Below are 15,000 nucleotides of genomic sequence, written 5' to 3' on the forward strand. Positions count from 1 at the left end.
GGCGACACCTTGGGGTTCCACTACCGGTTCGGGCCGGCCGACCTGCTCCGGTGCCGGTTCGCGATCTCTCCGCTCTGGGAGACGCAGGAGGCCGTACGGGTCCTGCTGCGCCCGCACCGGCAGGCGTACCACCTGCCCTGGCTGAGCCGGGTCCGGTCCGCCGCGGCCGGCCTGGACCTGCGTCCGCTGTGGCTGCTGATGCCGAGGAAGGGGCACAACCCGGACCTGCTGAGCCCGCCCCCGGCCGGCCCGTCCGTCACCTTCGGGGAGGAGCTGGCCCGGGTGCGGGCGGCGGCCGGCGACCCGGAGGCCGCGCGCGAGGACCTGCGGCGGGCGCTGGTCTGCACCCCGGGGGCGGTGGACAGCGACATCGGGCAGCGGATGCTGGCGGATCCCGCGCGGGCGGTGGGGGAGCTGGCCGATCTGTACGAGCGGGCCTGGGGGCTGCTGATCGCCCCGCACTGGACCCGGCTGCGGGCCCTGCTGGAGGCGGACGTGCTGTTCCACTCCCGCCGGCTGGCGGCGGGCGGGCTCCAGGCGCTCCTCGACGGGCTCCACCCGGACCTGCACTGGCACGGGGAGGAGCAGACCCTGACCATCGAGCGCCCGTCCCACCACGACCGCGAACTCGGCGGGCAGGGGCTGCTGCTGATGCCGAGCGCCTTCGTCTGGCCGGAGGTGGTCGGCGGCTTCGACCCGCCGTGGCAGCCGGCGCTGGTGTACCCGGCGCGGGGCATCGGCGCGCTGTGGACGGCCGGGGCCGGTCCGGCGCCGCGGGCCCTGGCGGGGCTGCTGGGGCGGGCCCGGGCGGAGGTGCTGTGCGCCCTGGCCGAGCCCGCCTCGACCACGGCGCTCGCGCACCGGCTGGGCCTGGCCCCGTCGACGGTGTCCGCCCACCTGAAGGCCCTCCGGGCGGCGGGACTCCTGCTCCCGTTCCGCCAGGGCCACCAGGTCCTCTACGAACGCACCCCCTTGGGCATCGCCCTGACCTCAGCCTCCACCGCCTGACCTCCCGGGGCGGGGGGCCGCTGCGCGGGGCTGGTCCCCTACCCGCCCTTCACCCTCCCCCAGACTCCGTCCCCATGCTGTCGGCAATCGCAGTCGGGCTATGCGCCGGATTCTTGGTGCACAATACCCACCCGGCCCGCATCTTCATGGGTGACTCCGGTTCGATGCTCCTGGGGTTGCTGCTTGCAGGTGCCTGCGTCTCATTCCTCGGTCAGGTGGATCCTGATGCGCTCGCCAACCAGCTGGGCGGCGAGCAGAGCGCGGTCTACGCATCAACGCCGTTGTATCTGGCATTCCTGCTGCCGGGAGTGATCATCGCGCTCCCCCTCGCTGACCTTGTCATGGCGGTGGCGCGGCGCGTGCTGCGCGGGCAGTCTCCGTTTGCGGCAGACAGAGAACACTTCCACCATCGCCTTTTGCGGATTGGGTATACCCACCCGAGAGCGGTGCTGGTGATGTACTTCTGGTCCGCCTTGCTGTCGTTCGGAGTTGTGGGCCACTCGGTGCGTCGCGAAAGCGGAGCGACATGGCTAATCGCTGGAATCGCGACTGCCGGACTGACTCCGCTGCTCATGCCCTACGTTACGGCTCGTAGGTTGCGATGGAGACAACGATGACAATGGCCAGAATCGCCACTCCCACCAGAAATCCGATGACCGCAGAGCGATCAGACCGCTCCCTGTGATCTCGGTCCTCTTCTAGGTTCTCTCTGTACTGAATTCGCTCGTAGGTTTTCGCCGCGGTTGGATCATTGGCGAGTTCTTCTGCGCCGCGCTTCATCAGGCGCGCAAGATCTCGATCCGTGATCTTCCTTGGCGGATTGGGAGCAGGATCATCTGACATAACCCACCTCACGTTTGTCTACCTTGCGACATCTTCGCATGAGGAATGATCCTTTCCAACGTCGCTACGGTGCGGGGATGTTGGTCGGCTGGGGTGGGTGTTGGCCACGGTGACGCCGACGAGGAGGGGCAGTCCGTTCGCGTCCGCTAGGACATGCATCTTGGAACCCGCCTTGCCCCAGTCCACGGGGCTCGGGGGACCTGTGAGTGCGCCCTTTTTGGGCCCGAACGTGGGCGGAGTCCAAGACCGCGCGGGAGAAGCCGAGCAGGCCGGCGTCGTCCAGGCGGTGCAGGAGCTCCTCCTGTAGCCGGCGCCAAGAGCCCGACTCTGGACCAGATCCGGCGATGGGCCATCGACTTCGAGCTGCCAGGTCAAAGGAGCGTCTCCTGACTGGAAACTTTGGTGACCTCCGGCCACGCCCCGAGGATCACTCGGGCCGGCCGGGCTTCGTGACGGCCGGCTCGGCAATCGTCTGCCGTCCCGCCGAGTGCCGTGTTCCAGTGGGTGAGTGCGCGTTCGTAGCTCGGTGCCAGACGACCAGCGCGCCGACCGGCTTCGTGCGCGAGCTCCAGACGGCCCCGCCAACCTCCATCTCTTCCGCGCTCGGGCCCGCTTGCAGAAGTCGCTCGCCGTCGAGGACAGGTGGCCTGACGTCCGCTAGCCCGAGCCGGTGAACTCCCTCCCAGCTGGCATAGCGACCCAGGAGTCCCACAAGCAGGACAGGACGGCCGTCATCTGGGTGCCGTTATGAGACACGACCTGCACGGGACACAGTCACTGCGGAAACAACAGCGGCCGGCAAAATCCAGCCCCGCCGGCGTTTGAGGCGCGGGAGCGGTAGCGCCGTGTTTGGAGCCGCGCCCGGCGATTGAGGGCGAGAACGGTGGAAGGGCGGGTAGGGGACCCGCTCCGCGCAGCGGCTCCCGGCGGCGCCGGGGGTCAGTCGCGGGTGCCCCGCCGGAGGCCGTGGCGGACGGCGCGCTGCGTCAGCGGCCCCAGCCCCTCCAGGACGGCGGCCAGCGCGGCCAGCTGCTCCAGCGCGTCCAGCGCCCGCCCGGCCCCCTCCGGGTCCACCCCCTCGTACAGCTCGATGCCGACGAACGACGCCGCCGTGGCCCGCGCCAGCCCCGCCGGGTCGGCGAAGCCGGCCAGCGGGGTCGCCGCCAGCAGCCGCTCCAGCACCGCCTCCAGCTCCTCGATCCACAGCCCCAGCCCCGCCGCGGTCGCCGCCGCCAGGGAGGGCGAGTTCTGCCCGGCCGCCAGCAGCTGCCCGAGCATCGCGACGTACCCGGCGGCCCGCTCCTCGGCGTGCATCTCCCGGGCGAACTCCAGCAGCTCGGGCAGGCTGCCCAGCGCGGCGAGCCGGTCGCGGTAGCGGTCGACCCGCTGCTCGGCCCCGTACCGGCAGGCGGCCGCGAGCAGCTCGTCCACGGAGCCGAAGTGGTAGAAGATCAGCCCCTGCCCCACCCCGGCGGTGGCCGCGATGGTCCGGGCCGAGGCCTTGGCGATGCCCTGCTCCACCAGCGTGCTCAGGGCGCCTTCGAGGAGCTTCTCCTTGGTGGCCGCACTGCCCGCGCTCACGCCCGGACCTCCTCGCGGACGGGCCGCAGGCCGCCGCGGACCCCGTGCGCGCGGGCGTCGACGTACTCGGCAGTGAAGGAGCCCTCGTACCCGAAGAGCGGCCCGAAGCGGCGGTTGACCACCCGCACCCGGATCCGAAACCGACCGGTGGCGTCGTCGAAGGACTCGCGCACCTCCGCGTCGCCGCCGATCAGCTCGGGCACGCGGACGTCGACCGGGCCCTCGCGGAAGCGGTGCTCGCCGGAGCGGATGAGCAGCGAGCCGTCGGGCTCGGCGCTCATGTGCAGGTCGCTGGCGAGGTGCTGGTGGGTGCCCAGGTAGTCGAGGACGCAGTCGCGTTCGGGGCTGTGGACCATCGTGGCGTCGAACCGGCGCGGCCCGTCCGGGAGCTGGAAGGTGCGGACGAAGGTGACGGTCTCCCGCCCGAAGCAGTCGGTGTAGGGGAGGTTCTCGATGACGAAGGGGATGTTCCGCCCTTCGCGCGGGACCAGGATGTTGCGGGTCCCGCCGAGCCGGAGGAAGGGCTTGACGAAGCTGCGGCCGTGCCAGATCCGCTCCATGGTGCCGCGGCCGACGCAGCCTTCCCCGCTGTCCAGGCCGACGGAGAAGCGGCGTTGGATCTGCGGGTGCAGACGGTCGAAGTCGGCGCCCATGTGGGCCCGGAAGATGGAGGTCACGACGGCTCCAGGGTGGTCAGCAGGCGGGGGGCGGGGGCGGCTGCGCGGCCGGGCGGCGTGCGCAGGCAGCGGCGGGCGGCCGGGGTGCCCGGCAGCGGCGGCAGCAGCAGCGCGGCGGCCAGTACGGGCAGCGCGGCGGCGGGCGGGGCGTACGCCAGGGCGGCGGCGCAGAGCAGGACGCGCAGGGCGGTCTCGGCGAGGGCCCGGGCGAGCGCGCGGCCGGGCGGGGTGCCGCGTTCGCACCACAGCCGCAGCCGGTCGAAGGACCAGGCGGTGCCCCAGCCCATGAGGGGACGGAACACCAGCCGGTCGGCGAGTGCGCCGAAGCGGCCCCACCGCGGCCGGTAGTCGTAGCCGGTGAGGAAGCGGATCCCGTCGGGGCCGGGGACGTAGCGCCAGTAGCCGCTGCCCTCGGCGAGCAGAGACAGCGGGTGGTCCGAGGCGAAGCGCAGGGCCGAGACCCGGGTCCCGTCGGGGCGGTGGCGTTCGCCGGCGGAGATCCCGGTGCCGGCGACGGAGAGGAAGGGCAGGACGCGGGTGGCATAGCGGAAGCGCTGGGGCTTGCCCTCGGCGCGCGGGAGGTAGTCGATCGAGGTGAACCTCAGGTCCCACCGCTGGTGCTGCGCCGGGTCCTGGCTGCGTTCCCACAGCTCGTCCATCCCGGTGCGGATCACCGTCTCGACGTACAGGCCCATCGCCACGTCCCCCCTCCCTCGTTTTGAGCGGTCGCTCAAAACGGAAGGTAGGCGATTTTGAGCGGTCGCTCAAAGACTTGAGCGACCGCTCAACTGTGAGCCCGGCCACACCCGGATGGGTCCCGGGCACACGAAAAGCGCCCCCCGCCGGCGGGCGGGGGGCGCTTTTCGGAAAGCCTTCGGAAAGCCTCGGAAAGAGTGCGGGCGGGCGGCTCAGCCCTCGGCGAGGTGCCGCTCCACCGTGGCGACCTTCGAGGTGATGCCGTCGGTGACGCCGGGCCGGCCGGATGTCGGCCTTGAGGTTGACTTCCTCCCCCTCCTGACGGTGAGGGTTCCTACGGCTCGCGCCGTGGGGTTTCCTGCTTCACGGCCGACTGCCCGCCCGGAGTTCTCCGTTGAGGTCTTACACCAGCTCCACAGGCTGTCACCGCCAGCCCGGCGGCCAAAAGGGTTTGTGCTGCGTTCGCGTCCCGGTCATGGGTCACCCCGCAGCCATCGCACGTCCAGGTCCGGACGTTCAGCGGCAGCCTCCCAGCGAGAGCCCCGCAGTTCGAGCACAGCCGGGAGGAGGGGAACCAGCGGTCGACCGCGACCACGGTCCGGCCGTACCACTGCGCCTTGTACTCCAGCAGCGTCCGGAACTCAGTCCACGCCGCGTCGCTGATGGCGCGGGCCAGCCTCCGGTTCTTGACCATGTTGCGCACGGTCAGGTCCTCGATCACGAGCGTTTGGTTTTCACGCACGAGTCGGGTGGTCAGCTTGTGCAGGTGATCACGGCGACGGTCGGCGATCCGGGCATGGATCTTCGCGACCTTCCGCCGGGCCTTGGCCCGGTTCGCGCCGTCGCCCTTGTCCTTCTTCGCCAGACGCCGCTGAGCGAGTGCGAGGCGGGCCCGGTCACGACGCTCATGCCGGAGGTTGGTGATTTTCTCCCCGGTCGACAGCGTCGCCAGGTGCGTCAGGCCCACATCGATGCCGACCGCCGCCGACACCGGCGGCAGCGCTTTGACGGTCGGGTCCTCGCACAACAGGGACACGAACCAGCGTCCGGCACTGTCCTGGGACACGGTCACCGTGGACGGCTGCGCGCCCTCGGGCAGAGGCCGGGACCACACGATCGCCAGCGGGTCCTTCATCTTGGCGAGCGTGAGCTTGCCGTCGCGGCACTTGAACGCGCTGGTCGTGTACTCGGCAGATCGCCTTGACTTCTTCCGCGACTTGAAGCGCGGGTACTGCGCCCGCTTCCCGAAGAAATTGGCGAACGCCGTCTGCAAATGCCGGAGCACCTGCTGGAGCGGAACAGAAGACACCTCGTTGAGGTAGGCAAGCTCCTCGGTCTTCTTCCAGGCCGTGAGCATCGCCGACGTCTGGTTGTAGTTGATGCGCTCCAGACGCGTCCACGCTTCCGTCCGCGCGGCGAGCGCCATGTTGTAGACCTTCCGCACGCACCCGAAGGTGCGTGACAGCTCGGCCGCCTGCGCATCCGTCGGATAGAAGCGGTACTTAAACGCCCGCTTCACGTGAGTCGTGGGCACTCTCACAAATTAGTGAGGCATTGTGTGAGCCGTCAACTCCGGGTCAGAATGGACCAGGTACGATCGGCACGTGGTGGCAGCCCTGCCCGTGTACGGGTTTCGCGGTCATCGGCCGTCAGGTCTGTTCGATCTCCGCCATGAGCAACCGCAGCGTGAGGGAGTGCTTTTCCGGCGGCAGGGCGTCCAGAGCCGTCCGGGCGTAGGCGGCTCCGCCCAAGGGGTCTCCGGACCGGGCGAGCATGAGCCCACGGTGCATCTCAAGGTGCGTCGCGAAGCGGGGCAGCTCTGTGGGGAGTTCCCGGCGTGCGGCTTCCTGGGCTTCCACGGCTCCCCGTTCGTCTCCCAGCCGGGCCAGGAGGAGAGACAGGAAGACGTTCACGCGCCACCAGGGCACGGCGTAGTCGCTGGTCTGCTCGTGCGACCCCGCCTTGTCGAAGATGCGCCGGCCCCGATCCGCCAGGTGGAGCGCCGTTTCGCGGTCCCCTCGGATCGCCGCTGCGTGCGCCTTGCCCATGACGGCGTTGAGGAGGCCGAGGGAGGGGCGGTCCGATATCGCCATGGCTTGGTCGGCCAGTACGTCAGCAACCCCGAGGGACGCGCCCTCGTAGCCCAGGGCGATAGCGGCACGCCCCCGGACCCACACGCGGGCTTCGTCGTTGCCGGACTCGTCAGCAGCCGTCGCTGCCATCCGGTACCAGTGCACCGCCTTCGAGCCGTCCGCCCCGGGGAACGTCTTGGCGTAGAGCGTCATCAGGCGGGAGGCGACGGACCACAGCCGTGGGTCATCGAGTTGCTGCTGCACGGTGACGAGTTCGCCGGAGACGCGACGTTGGATGTCCGCCGCACCCATGGACATGTACTGGGTGCCGTACGTCGTGAGCTTGGCCTCCCACTCATCCGCTGACGGCCCGCCACGCAACCGGGCGGCGAATCCTGCGCTGATCAGATCGGAGGCGACGACAGGGGCTATGGCGGCCCCGGCCACGTCGGTAAGGAACTCTCGTCGGTCCACTTCACCTTCAAGGACAGCTAGGGGAACGTCGAGCACGGCGGACAGCGCGGCCAGGTAGAACGGGCCTGGCCTGACCTTGGAACGCTCCCAGTTGCTCACGTACTCCCGGGTCAGCGTCGTGCCGTGAACCTTGTTGATCTCCGAAGCTAACCGCCCCTGGCTCCAGCCACGAGCCGTGCGGAGATCCCGAATCAGCTCCCCGATGTCCATGCGGCCATCTTGCTACTAGGGATGCCACTGGACAGAGGGATTCCGGGGCTCGGGAGGCGGTTGCCACTACGGATCACACTAGGCCGGGCCTCCCGGTGGCGGAACGATGCCCGCACCGAGGGTGACACGGAGGTGCAGCATGGCGACGGCAGCACGACAGGAAGCGACCCGGCCAGAGGGGTCGGAGCCTCCCGCCCATGAATGCGGGGTGTGCCGGGCGCTGGACGCTGACCTGGCGGTGGCCGAAGCGGTCGGCAACCTGGGCGCTGCCGAGTCGCTGCATACCGAACTGCGCAACCACTCCCGCGACGGGGGTGCGGCATGACCGTGCGAGCCGTCCTGCGCTACGTCCACTATGTGATGCACCGCCACCCATCGGCGGAGACGACCGCCACGGCACGCTGCCTGAACCCGGACTGCCAGTGGACGGCCGCCCCGACCGGCAACGCGGACGTCTGCACCGACATGTGCATTGAGCACACGGGGCGGACGGGGCACATGACGTTCCTGCGGGAGTTCTCGGAAGTCGCCGTGGTGGAGCGTGTCCGGTGACCGGCCGGGCCCGGATCACGGTCCAGGTGATCAACGGGGACTCAGCCGGCGAACCGAAGGTGTTCCGGTCGGGTGAGCTGGTACGTCCCCCGGTGCGTGACCCGGTGGACGTGGCCCACTTCCGCCGTGAGGGCTACTGGGACGGGTTCGGGGTCGAGTTCCCACCCTGTGAATGCCTGCACTGCGAACTGGCTCGCTGGACCCCGGAGACTCCGCGTCCGTGACGGATACGGTGCGCGAACACTGATCAGCCGCCCCGTCCCCCTGTCGCTGCGCGCGTCAGTGAGCGGGGCGTGCCGCTATGGCCTCAGAGCTGTACTCTTTCGCCCTCGACGGTGGTGAACATGGCGTCGGTGCGGTTCGGCAGCCCGGACTCGCGTACGACGCGGACCGCGTCGGCCACGTACTCGCCGACCTCCTCGCCGACCCCCAGCGGGGTCACCGAGAACGCGACGATCACGCGTCGGCCGCCTGGCGCGCGCGGGCGGCGATGACGCTGTCGGTCTCGTCGCGCTTGAGGAGCTTGTCGCCGTACAGGCCGCCGAAGGGCAGCAGCGCGAGCACGAAGAACAGGGCGACCTTCTTGACCGGCCACTTCGCCTTGTTCCAGACGTCCAGCAGGAAGATCGCGTAGATCACGAACAGGATCCCGTGCAGGATCCCCAGCGGCATCATCAGGTAGTCGATGTCCGATACCCGGCTCAGCAGCGAGCCGAAGATCAGCAGGGCCGGGAACGACAGCGCCTCCGGAACGGAGATGAGGCGCAGCCGGTGCAGGGCGGAAGCGGTCTTGATGTCCACGGGGAACCTTCGGGGCTGGAGGCCAGGGGTCCGTCCCAGTGTCTCAGCCGCTCCTGGGAATCTTCCGGCGGGGCACCGGAACCCCCAAGCACGCCGAATGTGGCGTATATCGTCCACAGGGCCCTGTTCGGCCCCGCCCGCTGCCGATACCTTCATCCCCGTGGCTCAGTTCAGACTCCAAGGCAGCAAGGTGCTCGCCGTCGACCTGACCGGTGACGCCGTGAAAGCGAAGAACGGCGCCATGGTCGCGTACGACGGCCAGATGGCCTTCAAGAAGATGACCGGCGGTGGCGAAGGCCTCCGCGGAATGGTGACCCGCCGGCTGACCGGCGAACAGATGACCGTGATGGAGGTACAGGGACACGGCACCTGCTACTTCGCGGACCGCGCCAGCGAGATCAACCTGGTCAATCTGCGCGGCGAGAAGCTCTACGTCGAGTCCAGCAACCTGCTGTGCACCGACGCCGCCCTGCGCACCGGCACGACCTTCACCGGTCTGCGCGGTGCCACGACGGGCAACGGGCTCTTCACCACGACCGTCGAGGGCTCCGGCCAGGCGGCGATCATGTCCGACGGCCCGGCGGTGGTGCTGCGCGTCAGCGCCCAGTACCCGCTCTCCGTCGACCCGGGGGCGTACATCGCCCACACCGGTAACCTCCAGCAGTCCTTCCAGTCGGGGATCAACTTCCGCACCCTGATCGGCGAGGGTTCCGGCGAGGCCTTCCAGATCCGCTTCGAGGGCGAGGGCCTGGTGTACGTACAGCCCAGCGAGCGCAACACCGTCGGGGGTGACGTCTGATGCCGTTCCGCGAGATCAACTCGAAGATGATCGAGGCCCAGGTGGTCCCCGGGCAGAAGATGTACAGCCAGCGCGGGGCGATGCTCGCCTACCGCGGCGAGGTCTCCTTCACCCCGAGCATCACCGGCGGCCAGGGCGGGGTCATGGGCATGGTCGGGCGCCGCGTGGCGAACGAGCAGACCCCGCTGATGACGGTCGAGGGCAGCGGCACCGTGATGTTCGGCCACGGCGGCCACCACATCCAGGTGATCAGCCTCTCCGGCGAGACCCTCTACGTGGAGGCCGACCGGCTGCTCGCCTTCGACGGCACCCTCCAGCAGGGCACCATGTTCATGGGCTCGCAGGGCGGTGTCATGGGCATGGTGCGCGGCCAGGTCACCGGCCAGGGCCTCTTCACCACCACCCTCAAGGGCCACGGCTCGGTCGCCGTGATGGCCCACGGCGGAGTCATCGAGCTCCCCATCACCCCGAACCGGCCGGTCCACGTCGACCCGCAGGCGTACGTGGCCCACCACGGGGACGTCAGGAACAAGCTCTCCACCGCGCTCGGCTGGCGCGACATGGTGGGGCGCGGCTCGGGCGAGGCGTTCCAGCTGGAGCTGTCCGGCCAGGGAGCCGTCTTCGTACAGGCCTCGGAGGAGAAGCTGTGACCTTTGGACCCCCGATGGGCGGCGCCGCGCCGGGCGGGCCGGGCGGCCCGACCGTCTTCGACCCGTACAGCCTGCCCTCCGACGACAACGTGAACGCGTACACCTTCTGCGTGGAGCTCAAGGGGAGCCAGTGGTTCCTGCAGAAGGGCAAGATGATCGCCTACTACGGGCGCATCGAGTTCAACGGCATCGGCAACGGCCGCTTCGACCGCCTGCTGCGCACCAGCTTCCACTCGCCGCTGCACGCCAGCGACTGGGTGGTGGCCGAGGGGCAGGGCAAGATGCTGCTGGCCGACCGGGCCTTCGACGTGAACTCGTACGACCTGGATAATGGAAACCTGACCATCCGGTCGGGGAACCTGCTCGCCTACGAGCCCACGCTGGCCCTCAAGCAGTCGATCGTCCCGGGCTTCCTGACCCTGATCGGAACCGGGAAGTTCGTGGCGGCGTCCAACGGACCGGTGGTCTTCATGGAGCCGCCGCTGCGCGTGGACCCGCAGGCGCTGGTGGGCTGGGCGGACTGCCCGTCCCCCTGCCACCACTACGACCACGGCTACATGTCCGGCGTGATCGGCGGGCTGCGCTCGCTGACCGGCATCGGCGGCACCTCGGGCGAGGAGCACCAGTTCGAGTTCGTCGGCGCGGGGACGGTACTGCTGCAGTCGACCGAGCTGCTGATGGCGGAGCATGCGGTCGGCGCGGTGGGCGCCGGGGCGGCCACGGGCAACGCCCAGGGCGTTCCGGGGGCCGGCCAGGGTCCGCTGGGGCAGCTGGGCGTACCGCGGATGCCGGGGCAGCTCGGCGATCTCCAGCGGCGGTTCGGTCTGTGAGGCCCCCTGACCTGCGGGGACCGGGCCGATCTTCCTATTTTTGTACGTAATTCAACTTCTTAGGTAGAGTTCTTTCATGGAGACGATGGAGACCGAGACGGCCACTCGCTGGCTCACCGACGCCGAACAGTGCGCCTGGCGCACCCACCTGGACGTCAGCAGACTGCTGATGCACCAGCTGGAAAAGGATCTCCAGCCCTTCGGACTCACCAACAACGACTACGAGATCCTCGTGAACCTCTCGGAGTCGGAAGGCCTCCGGATGCGCATGAGCGACCTGGCCACCGCCACACTCCAGTCCAAGAGCCGGCTCTCCCACCAGATCACCCGCATGGAGACCGCGGGCCTGGTCCGGCGGGTGAACTGCGAGTCCGACCGCCGCGGCCTGTACGCGGTCCTCACGGACGAGGGCATGGACACCATGCGCAAGGTCGCCCCGCACCACGTGGCGTCCGTCCGGGAGCACTTCATCGACCTGCTGCCGCCGGAGGCCCTGCAGGCGCTGCGCGAATCGCTGCGCCCCGTCGCGGAGCACCTGCGCGGCAACCGCGGCAAGATCTGAACGACCAGTAGCGCGGAAAGGGCGGGGAGCACCGGCTCCCCGCCCTTTCGCGTTCGCGCCGGAATCAGCCCTCGGTCAGCGTCGCCAACAGCTCGTCGGCGGCCGCGTACGGGTCCAGCTCGCCCACGGCCACCCTGGCGGCCAGCGCCCCCAGGTGCCGGTCCCCGTGCACATCGGCCAGACGCCCACGCAGCGCGGTGATCGCGATCGTCTCGACCTCCCGCGCCGCCCGGCCCGCCCTCCGCTCGGCCAGCACCCCGCGCTCGTCCATCCACGCGCGGTGCTTCTCCAGCGCCTCGACCAGCTCGTCGATGCCCTGCCCGCGGGCCGCGACCGTCTTCACGATCGGCGGCCTCCAGTCACCGGGCCCCCGGGTCTCGCCCAGGCCCAGCATGTGGTTCAGCTCACGGGCGGTCGCGTCCGCGCCGTCCCGGTCCGCCTTGTTCACCACGTACACGTCGCCGATCTCCAGGATCCCGGCCTTCGCGGCCTGGATCCCGTCGCCCATCCCCGGGGCCAGCAGCACCACCGAGGTGTCGGCCTGCGAGGCGATCTCCACCTCCGACTGCCCGACCCCGACCGTCTCGACCAGGATCACCTCGCAGCCGGCCGCGTCCAGCACCCGGATCGCCTGCGGAGCCGCCCAGGCCAGGCCCCCGAGGTGCCCCCGGGTGGCCATGGAGCGGATGTAGACCCCGGGGTCGGAGGCGTGGTCCGACATCCGGACCCGGTCGCCGAGCAGCGCCCCGCCCGAGAAGGGCGAGGACGGGTCCACCGCGAGCACGCCGACCCGCTTGCCCGCCTTGCGGTAGGCGCTGACCAGGGCCGAGGTCGAGGTCGACTTGCCGACGCCCGGGGAGCCGGTCAGCCCGACCACGTACGCGCCGCCGGTCAGCGGGGCCAGGGCGGCCATCACCTCGCGCAGTTGCGGGGACGCCCCCTCGACCAGTGAGATCAGCCGGGCCACGGCCCGCGGCCGGCCCTCGCGGGCCTGTGCCACCAGCGTGGGGACGTCCACCGTCGCCATACGGGCACCTACGCCTTCGGGACGCGGATCACGAGGGCGTCGCCCTGGCCGCCGCCGCCGCAGAGGGCGGCCGCGCCGGTCCCGCCGCCGCGGCGCTTGAGCTCGAGCGCCAGGTGCAGCACCACGCGGGCACCGGACATGCCGATCGGGTGGCCCAGGGCAATGGCCCCGCCGTTGACGTTCACCTTTTCCGGGGTCACGCCGAGGTCCTTCATTGACTGCACGGCGACCGCCGCGAAGGCCTCGTTGATCTCGATGAGGTCCAGGTCGGAGACCTCCAGGCCGTCCTTCTTCAGGGCGTGCAGGATCGCGTTCGAAGGCTGCGACTGGAGCGAGTTGTCGGGGCCGGCCACGTTGCCGTGGGCGCCGATCTCGGCGAGCCACTCCAGGCCCAGCTCCTCGGCCTTGGCCTTGCTCATCACGACCACGGCGGCGGCGCCGTCGCTGATCTGGGAGGAGGTGCCGGCCGTGATCGTGCCGTCCCGGGTGAACGCCGGGCGCAGCTTGCCCAGGGACTCGGCCGTGGTCTCGGGGCGGATGCCCTCGTCGGCGGAGAAGATGACCGGGTCGCCCTTGCGCTGCGGGATCTCGACCGGGGTGATCTCGGCCTCGAAGACGCCGTTCTTCTGCGCGGCGGCGGCCCGCTGGTGGGAGGCGGCGGCGAACTCGTCCTGCGGGGCGCGCTCGATGCCCAGGCGGGTGTTGTGCGTCTCGGTGGACAGGCCCATCGGGATGCCTTCAAAGGCGTCGGTGAGGCCGTCGTGGGCCATCGCGTCGAGCATCTCGATCGCGCCGTACTTGTAGCCCTCGCGGGACTTCGGCAGCAGGTGCGGTGCGTTGGTCATCGACTCCTGGCCGCCCGCGACCACGATGTCGAACTCCCCGGCGCGGATGAGCTGGTCGGCGAGCGCGATGGCGTCCAGGCCCGACAGACACACCTTGTTGATGGTGAGCGCGGGCACGTTCATGGGGATGCCAGCCTTGACGGCGGCCTGGCGGGCGGGAATCTGGCCCGCGCCGGCCTGGAGCACCTGGCCCATGATCACGTACTGGACCTGGTCGCCGGAGATCCCGGCCCGCTCCAGGGCGGACTTGATGGCGAAGCCGCCGAGGTCGGCACCCGAGAAGGACTTCAGCGAGCCGAGCAGCCGCCCCATGGGCGTGCGGGCCCCGGCGACGATCACTGAGGTGGTGTTGTTCGTTCCGGACATGAGGCACAGCCCCTTGAGGATGAGGAGTGAACGAGGGTTTACCCGAATGTACTGAGCGGTACCCGCGCAGTCATCGGGCAGTCGGTGTGATCGCTGGCACGTTGCGTAACCACGCTCCTCGGCGGTGCACTGGTCCCATGCTGACAAGAATCGACCACATCGGGATCGCCTGCTTCGACCTGGACAAGACCGTCGAGTTCTACCGTGCCACGTACGGGTTCGAGGTGTTCCACACCGAGGTCAACGAGGAGCAGGGCGTCCGCGAGGCCATGCTCAAGATCAACGAGACCTCCGACGGCGGCGCCTCGTACCTCCAGCTCCTGGAGCCCACCCGCGAGGACTCCGCGGTGGGCAAGTGGCTGGCCAAGAACGGCGAGGGCGTGCACCACATCGCCTTCGGCACGGCGGACGTGGACGGCGACGCGGAGGCCATCCGCGGCAAGGGCGTCCGGGTCCTCTACGACGAGCCCCGCACCGGCTCCATGGGCTCCCGGATCACCTTCCTCCACCCCAAGGACTGCCACGGAGTCCTGACCGAACTGGTCACGAGCAACCCTCAGAGCGCCGACCACTAAAGCGGTCGGCTTGCGTTACGGCACACCACTGGCGGTGGTGTGCCGTCCGCGTCCGGCCACCCGGGCCTGCCGAGGTGGCCGGCCCGTAGGTTCGCCCTCAGGGTCGTATAGGCGTCTCAGGTCTTCTTGATCACATGCTGCGCGGCCTGGGCGCCCAGCCCCCACTCGGCCTTGACCTCGGCATACGTGTGCCGATGTAACGTGAAGTTCCGGTAGACCCCCCGCTCGAAGGTCACCGTGCCGACCCACGAGGCTGCCGCGTTGCAGGCATGCAGGGTCACCTCGAGTGCCTCCGCCTGCGAGGGCGTCGGCAACAGCTTGACCTGCACCACGAGCTTCACGTCAACGACGCTACGTGTCCCGGTTGAGGCGCACATTCGAACACCGTAAACCCGGCGCCGGGGCCGGGCGAGGGCATTGCCTGCCGAGTCG

The 15,000-nt window shown here is 69.9% G+C and carries 17 protein-coding genes and 2 pseudogenes; 8 read left to right on the forward strand and 11 right to left on the reverse strand.

Annotated elements, in window-relative coordinates:
* The first annotated feature begins 9 nt into the window (after positions 1–9).
* On the forward strand, positions 10–1,008 hold the full coding sequence (locus tag OOK34_RS04660) for a DUF5937 family protein (RefSeq protein ID WP_267032590.1): 999 nt from the start codon (positions 10–12) through the stop codon (positions 1,006–1,008).
* A gap of 74 nt (positions 1,009–1,082) precedes the next feature.
* A complete protein-coding gene (locus tag OOK34_RS04665) occupies positions 1,083–1,625 on the forward strand; it encodes an MraY family glycosyltransferase (RefSeq protein WP_267032591.1) in 543 nt (180 codons plus the stop codon).
* 313 nt (positions 1,626–1,938) lie between these two features.
* Here the strand turns inward: OOK34_RS04665 and OOK34_RS04670 are convergent.
* From OOK34_RS04670 to OOK34_RS04695, 6 genes and pseudogenes are all read right to left on the reverse strand, one after another.
* A pseudogene (locus OOK34_RS04670) lies at positions 1,939–2,146 on the reverse strand (IS5/IS1182 family transposase); the annotation flags it as partial.
* A 644-nt stretch (positions 2,147–2,790) separates the two neighbouring features.
* Positions 2,791–3,432, reverse strand: a complete 642-nt coding sequence (locus OOK34_RS04675; protein WP_267032592.1) for a TetR/AcrR family transcriptional regulator — start codon at positions 3,430–3,432, stop codon at positions 2,791–2,793.
* Positions 3,429–4,109 carry a DUF4166 domain-containing protein gene (locus OOK34_RS04680; protein ID WP_267032593.1) on the reverse strand — a complete coding sequence of 227 codons (681 nt, stop codon included), beginning with the start codon at positions 4,107–4,109 and terminating at the stop codon, positions 3,429–3,431. Before OOK34_RS04680 ends, OOK34_RS04675 begins: the two co-directional genes overlap by 4 nt.
* Positions 4,106–4,804: a hypothetical protein gene (locus tag OOK34_RS04685; protein WP_267036622.1), complete on the reverse strand. Its 699-nt coding sequence runs from the start codon at positions 4,802–4,804 to the stop codon at positions 4,106–4,108. The genes OOK34_RS04680 and OOK34_RS04685 overlap by 4 nt, the downstream gene beginning before the upstream one ends.
* Positions 4,805–5,139: 335 nt before the next feature.
* The gene (locus tag OOK34_RS04690) at positions 5,140–6,339 is read right to left on the reverse strand and encodes an RNA-guided endonuclease TnpB family protein (RefSeq protein ID WP_267032594.1); all 1,200 of its coding nucleotides are present in this window, start codon (positions 6,337–6,339) and stop codon (positions 5,140–5,142) included.
* 115 nt (positions 6,340–6,454) lie between these two features.
* Entirely contained in the window at positions 6,455–7,561 is a 1,107-nt protein-coding gene (locus OOK34_RS04695; protein WP_267032595.1) for a helix-turn-helix domain-containing protein, read from the reverse strand.
* A 321-nt stretch (positions 7,562–7,882) separates the two neighbouring features.
* On the opposite strand from OOK34_RS04695, the gene OOK34_RS04700 reads away from it, so the two are divergent.
* A complete protein-coding gene (locus tag OOK34_RS04700; RefSeq protein ID WP_267032596.1) occupies positions 7,883–8,113 on the forward strand; it encodes a hypothetical protein in 231 nt (76 codons plus the stop codon).
* A 322-nt stretch (positions 8,114–8,435) separates the two neighbouring features.
* Here OOK34_RS04700 and OOK34_RS04705 read toward each other — a convergent pair.
* Positions 8,436–8,573 (reverse strand): annotated as a pseudogene (locus OOK34_RS04705) (MTH1187 family thiamine-binding protein); the annotation flags it as partial.
* A complete protein-coding gene (locus OOK34_RS04710; RefSeq protein ID WP_267032597.1) occupies positions 8,570–8,914 on the reverse strand; it encodes a DUF3817 domain-containing protein in 345 nt (114 codons plus the stop codon). The gene OOK34_RS04710 and the pseudogene OOK34_RS04705, both read right to left, overlap by 4 nt.
* Positions 8,915–9,074: 160 nt before the next feature.
* Here OOK34_RS04710 and OOK34_RS04715 point away from each other — a divergent pair, with 160 nt between their 5' ends.
* The 4 genes from OOK34_RS04715 to OOK34_RS04730 all read left to right on the forward strand — a co-directional run bounded on the left by OOK34_RS04715 (position 9,075) and on the right by OOK34_RS04730 (position 11,755).
* Entirely contained in the window at positions 9,075–9,713 is a 639-nt protein-coding gene (locus OOK34_RS04715) for an AIM24 family protein (protein ID WP_267032598.1), read from the forward strand.
* Positions 9,713–10,363 carry an AIM24 family protein gene (locus OOK34_RS04720; protein ID WP_267032599.1) on the forward strand — a complete coding sequence of 217 codons (651 nt, stop codon included), beginning with the start codon at positions 9,713–9,715 and terminating at the stop codon, positions 10,361–10,363. The genes OOK34_RS04715 and OOK34_RS04720 overlap by 1 nt, the downstream gene beginning before the upstream one ends.
* 14 nt (positions 10,364–10,377) lie before the next feature.
* A complete protein-coding gene (locus OOK34_RS04725; RefSeq protein WP_267036623.1) occupies positions 10,378–11,193 on the forward strand; it encodes an AIM24 family protein in 816 nt (271 codons plus the stop codon).
* A gap of 85 nt (positions 11,194–11,278) precedes the next feature.
* Complete coding sequence (locus OOK34_RS04730; protein ID WP_267036624.1) at positions 11,279–11,755, forward strand: MarR family winged helix-turn-helix transcriptional regulator; 477 nt, start codon at positions 11,279–11,281, stop codon at positions 11,753–11,755.
* A gap of 64 nt (positions 11,756–11,819) precedes the next feature.
* On the opposite strand, the gene meaB is transcribed toward OOK34_RS04730, so the two are convergent.
* Both meaB and OOK34_RS04740 read right to left on the reverse strand, forming a co-directional pair.
* Positions 11,820–12,782 carry a methylmalonyl Co-A mutase-associated GTPase MeaB gene (meaB, locus tag OOK34_RS04735; protein WP_267032600.1) on the reverse strand — a complete coding sequence of 321 codons (963 nt, stop codon included), beginning with the start codon at positions 12,780–12,782 and terminating at the stop codon, positions 11,820–11,822.
* A gap of 8 nt (positions 12,783–12,790) precedes the next feature.
* Positions 12,791–13,993 (reverse strand): acetyl-CoA C-acetyltransferase, encoded by a 1,203-nt coding sequence (locus OOK34_RS04740; RefSeq protein WP_267032601.1) that lies wholly within the window; start codon positions 13,991–13,993, stop codon positions 12,791–12,793.
* Between the two features lie 137 nt (positions 13,994–14,130).
* On the opposite strand from OOK34_RS04740, the gene mce reads away from it, so the two are divergent.
* Complete coding sequence (gene mce / locus OOK34_RS04745) at positions 14,131–14,568, forward strand: methylmalonyl-CoA epimerase (RefSeq protein WP_267032602.1); 438 nt, start codon at positions 14,131–14,133, stop codon at positions 14,566–14,568.
* A gap of 116 nt (positions 14,569–14,684) precedes the next feature.
* Here mce and OOK34_RS04750 read toward each other — a convergent pair whose 3' ends face one another.
* Positions 14,685–14,909, reverse strand: coding sequence for a hypothetical protein (locus OOK34_RS04750; protein WP_323183395.1), 225 nt, complete (start codon positions 14,907–14,909; stop codon positions 14,685–14,687).
* Between the last annotated feature and the right edge of the window lie 91 nt (positions 14,910–15,000).

Source organism: Streptomyces sp. NBC_00091 (assembly GCF_026343185.1).
GTDB lineage: Bacteria > Actinomycetota > Actinomycetes > Streptomycetales > Streptomycetaceae > Streptomyces.

Excerpts from the sequence above, each read along its gene's own strand:
- OOK34_RS04665 (WP_267032591.1), top strand. The coding sequence starts at position 1,083 with ATGCTGTCGGCAATCGCAGTCGGGCTATGCGCCGGATTCTTGGTGCAC.
- OOK34_RS04685 (WP_267036622.1), bottom strand. The coding sequence starts at position 4,804 with ATGGGCCTGTACGTCGAGACGGTGATCCGCACCGGGATGGACGAGCTG.
- OOK34_RS04695 (WP_267032595.1), bottom strand. The coding sequence starts at position 7,561 with ATGGACATCGGGGAGCTGATTCGGGATCTCCGCACGGCTCGTGGCTGG.
- OOK34_RS04700 (WP_267032596.1), top strand. The coding sequence starts at position 7,883 with ATGACCGTGCGAGCCGTCCTGCGCTACGTCCACTATGTGATGCACCGC.
- OOK34_RS04720 (WP_267032599.1), top strand. The coding sequence starts at position 9,713 with ATGCCGTTCCGCGAGATCAACTCGAAGATGATCGAGGCCCAGGTGGTC.
- OOK34_RS04725 (WP_267036623.1), top strand. The coding sequence starts at position 10,378 with ATGGGCGGCGCCGCGCCGGGCGGGCCGGGCGGCCCGACCGTCTTCGAC.
- OOK34_RS04730 (WP_267036624.1), top strand. The coding sequence starts at position 11,279 with ATGGAGACCGAGACGGCCACTCGCTGGCTCACCGACGCCGAACAGTGC.
- meaB (WP_267032600.1), bottom strand. The coding sequence starts at position 12,782 with ATGGCGACGGTGGACGTCCCCACGCTGGTGGCACAGGCCCGCGAGGGC.
- OOK34_RS04740 (WP_267032601.1), bottom strand. The coding sequence starts at position 13,993 with ATGTCCGGAACGAACAACACCACCTCAGTGATCGTCGCCGGGGCCCGC.
- mce (WP_267032602.1), top strand. The coding sequence starts at position 14,131 with ATGCTGACAAGAATCGACCACATCGGGATCGCCTGCTTCGACCTGGAC.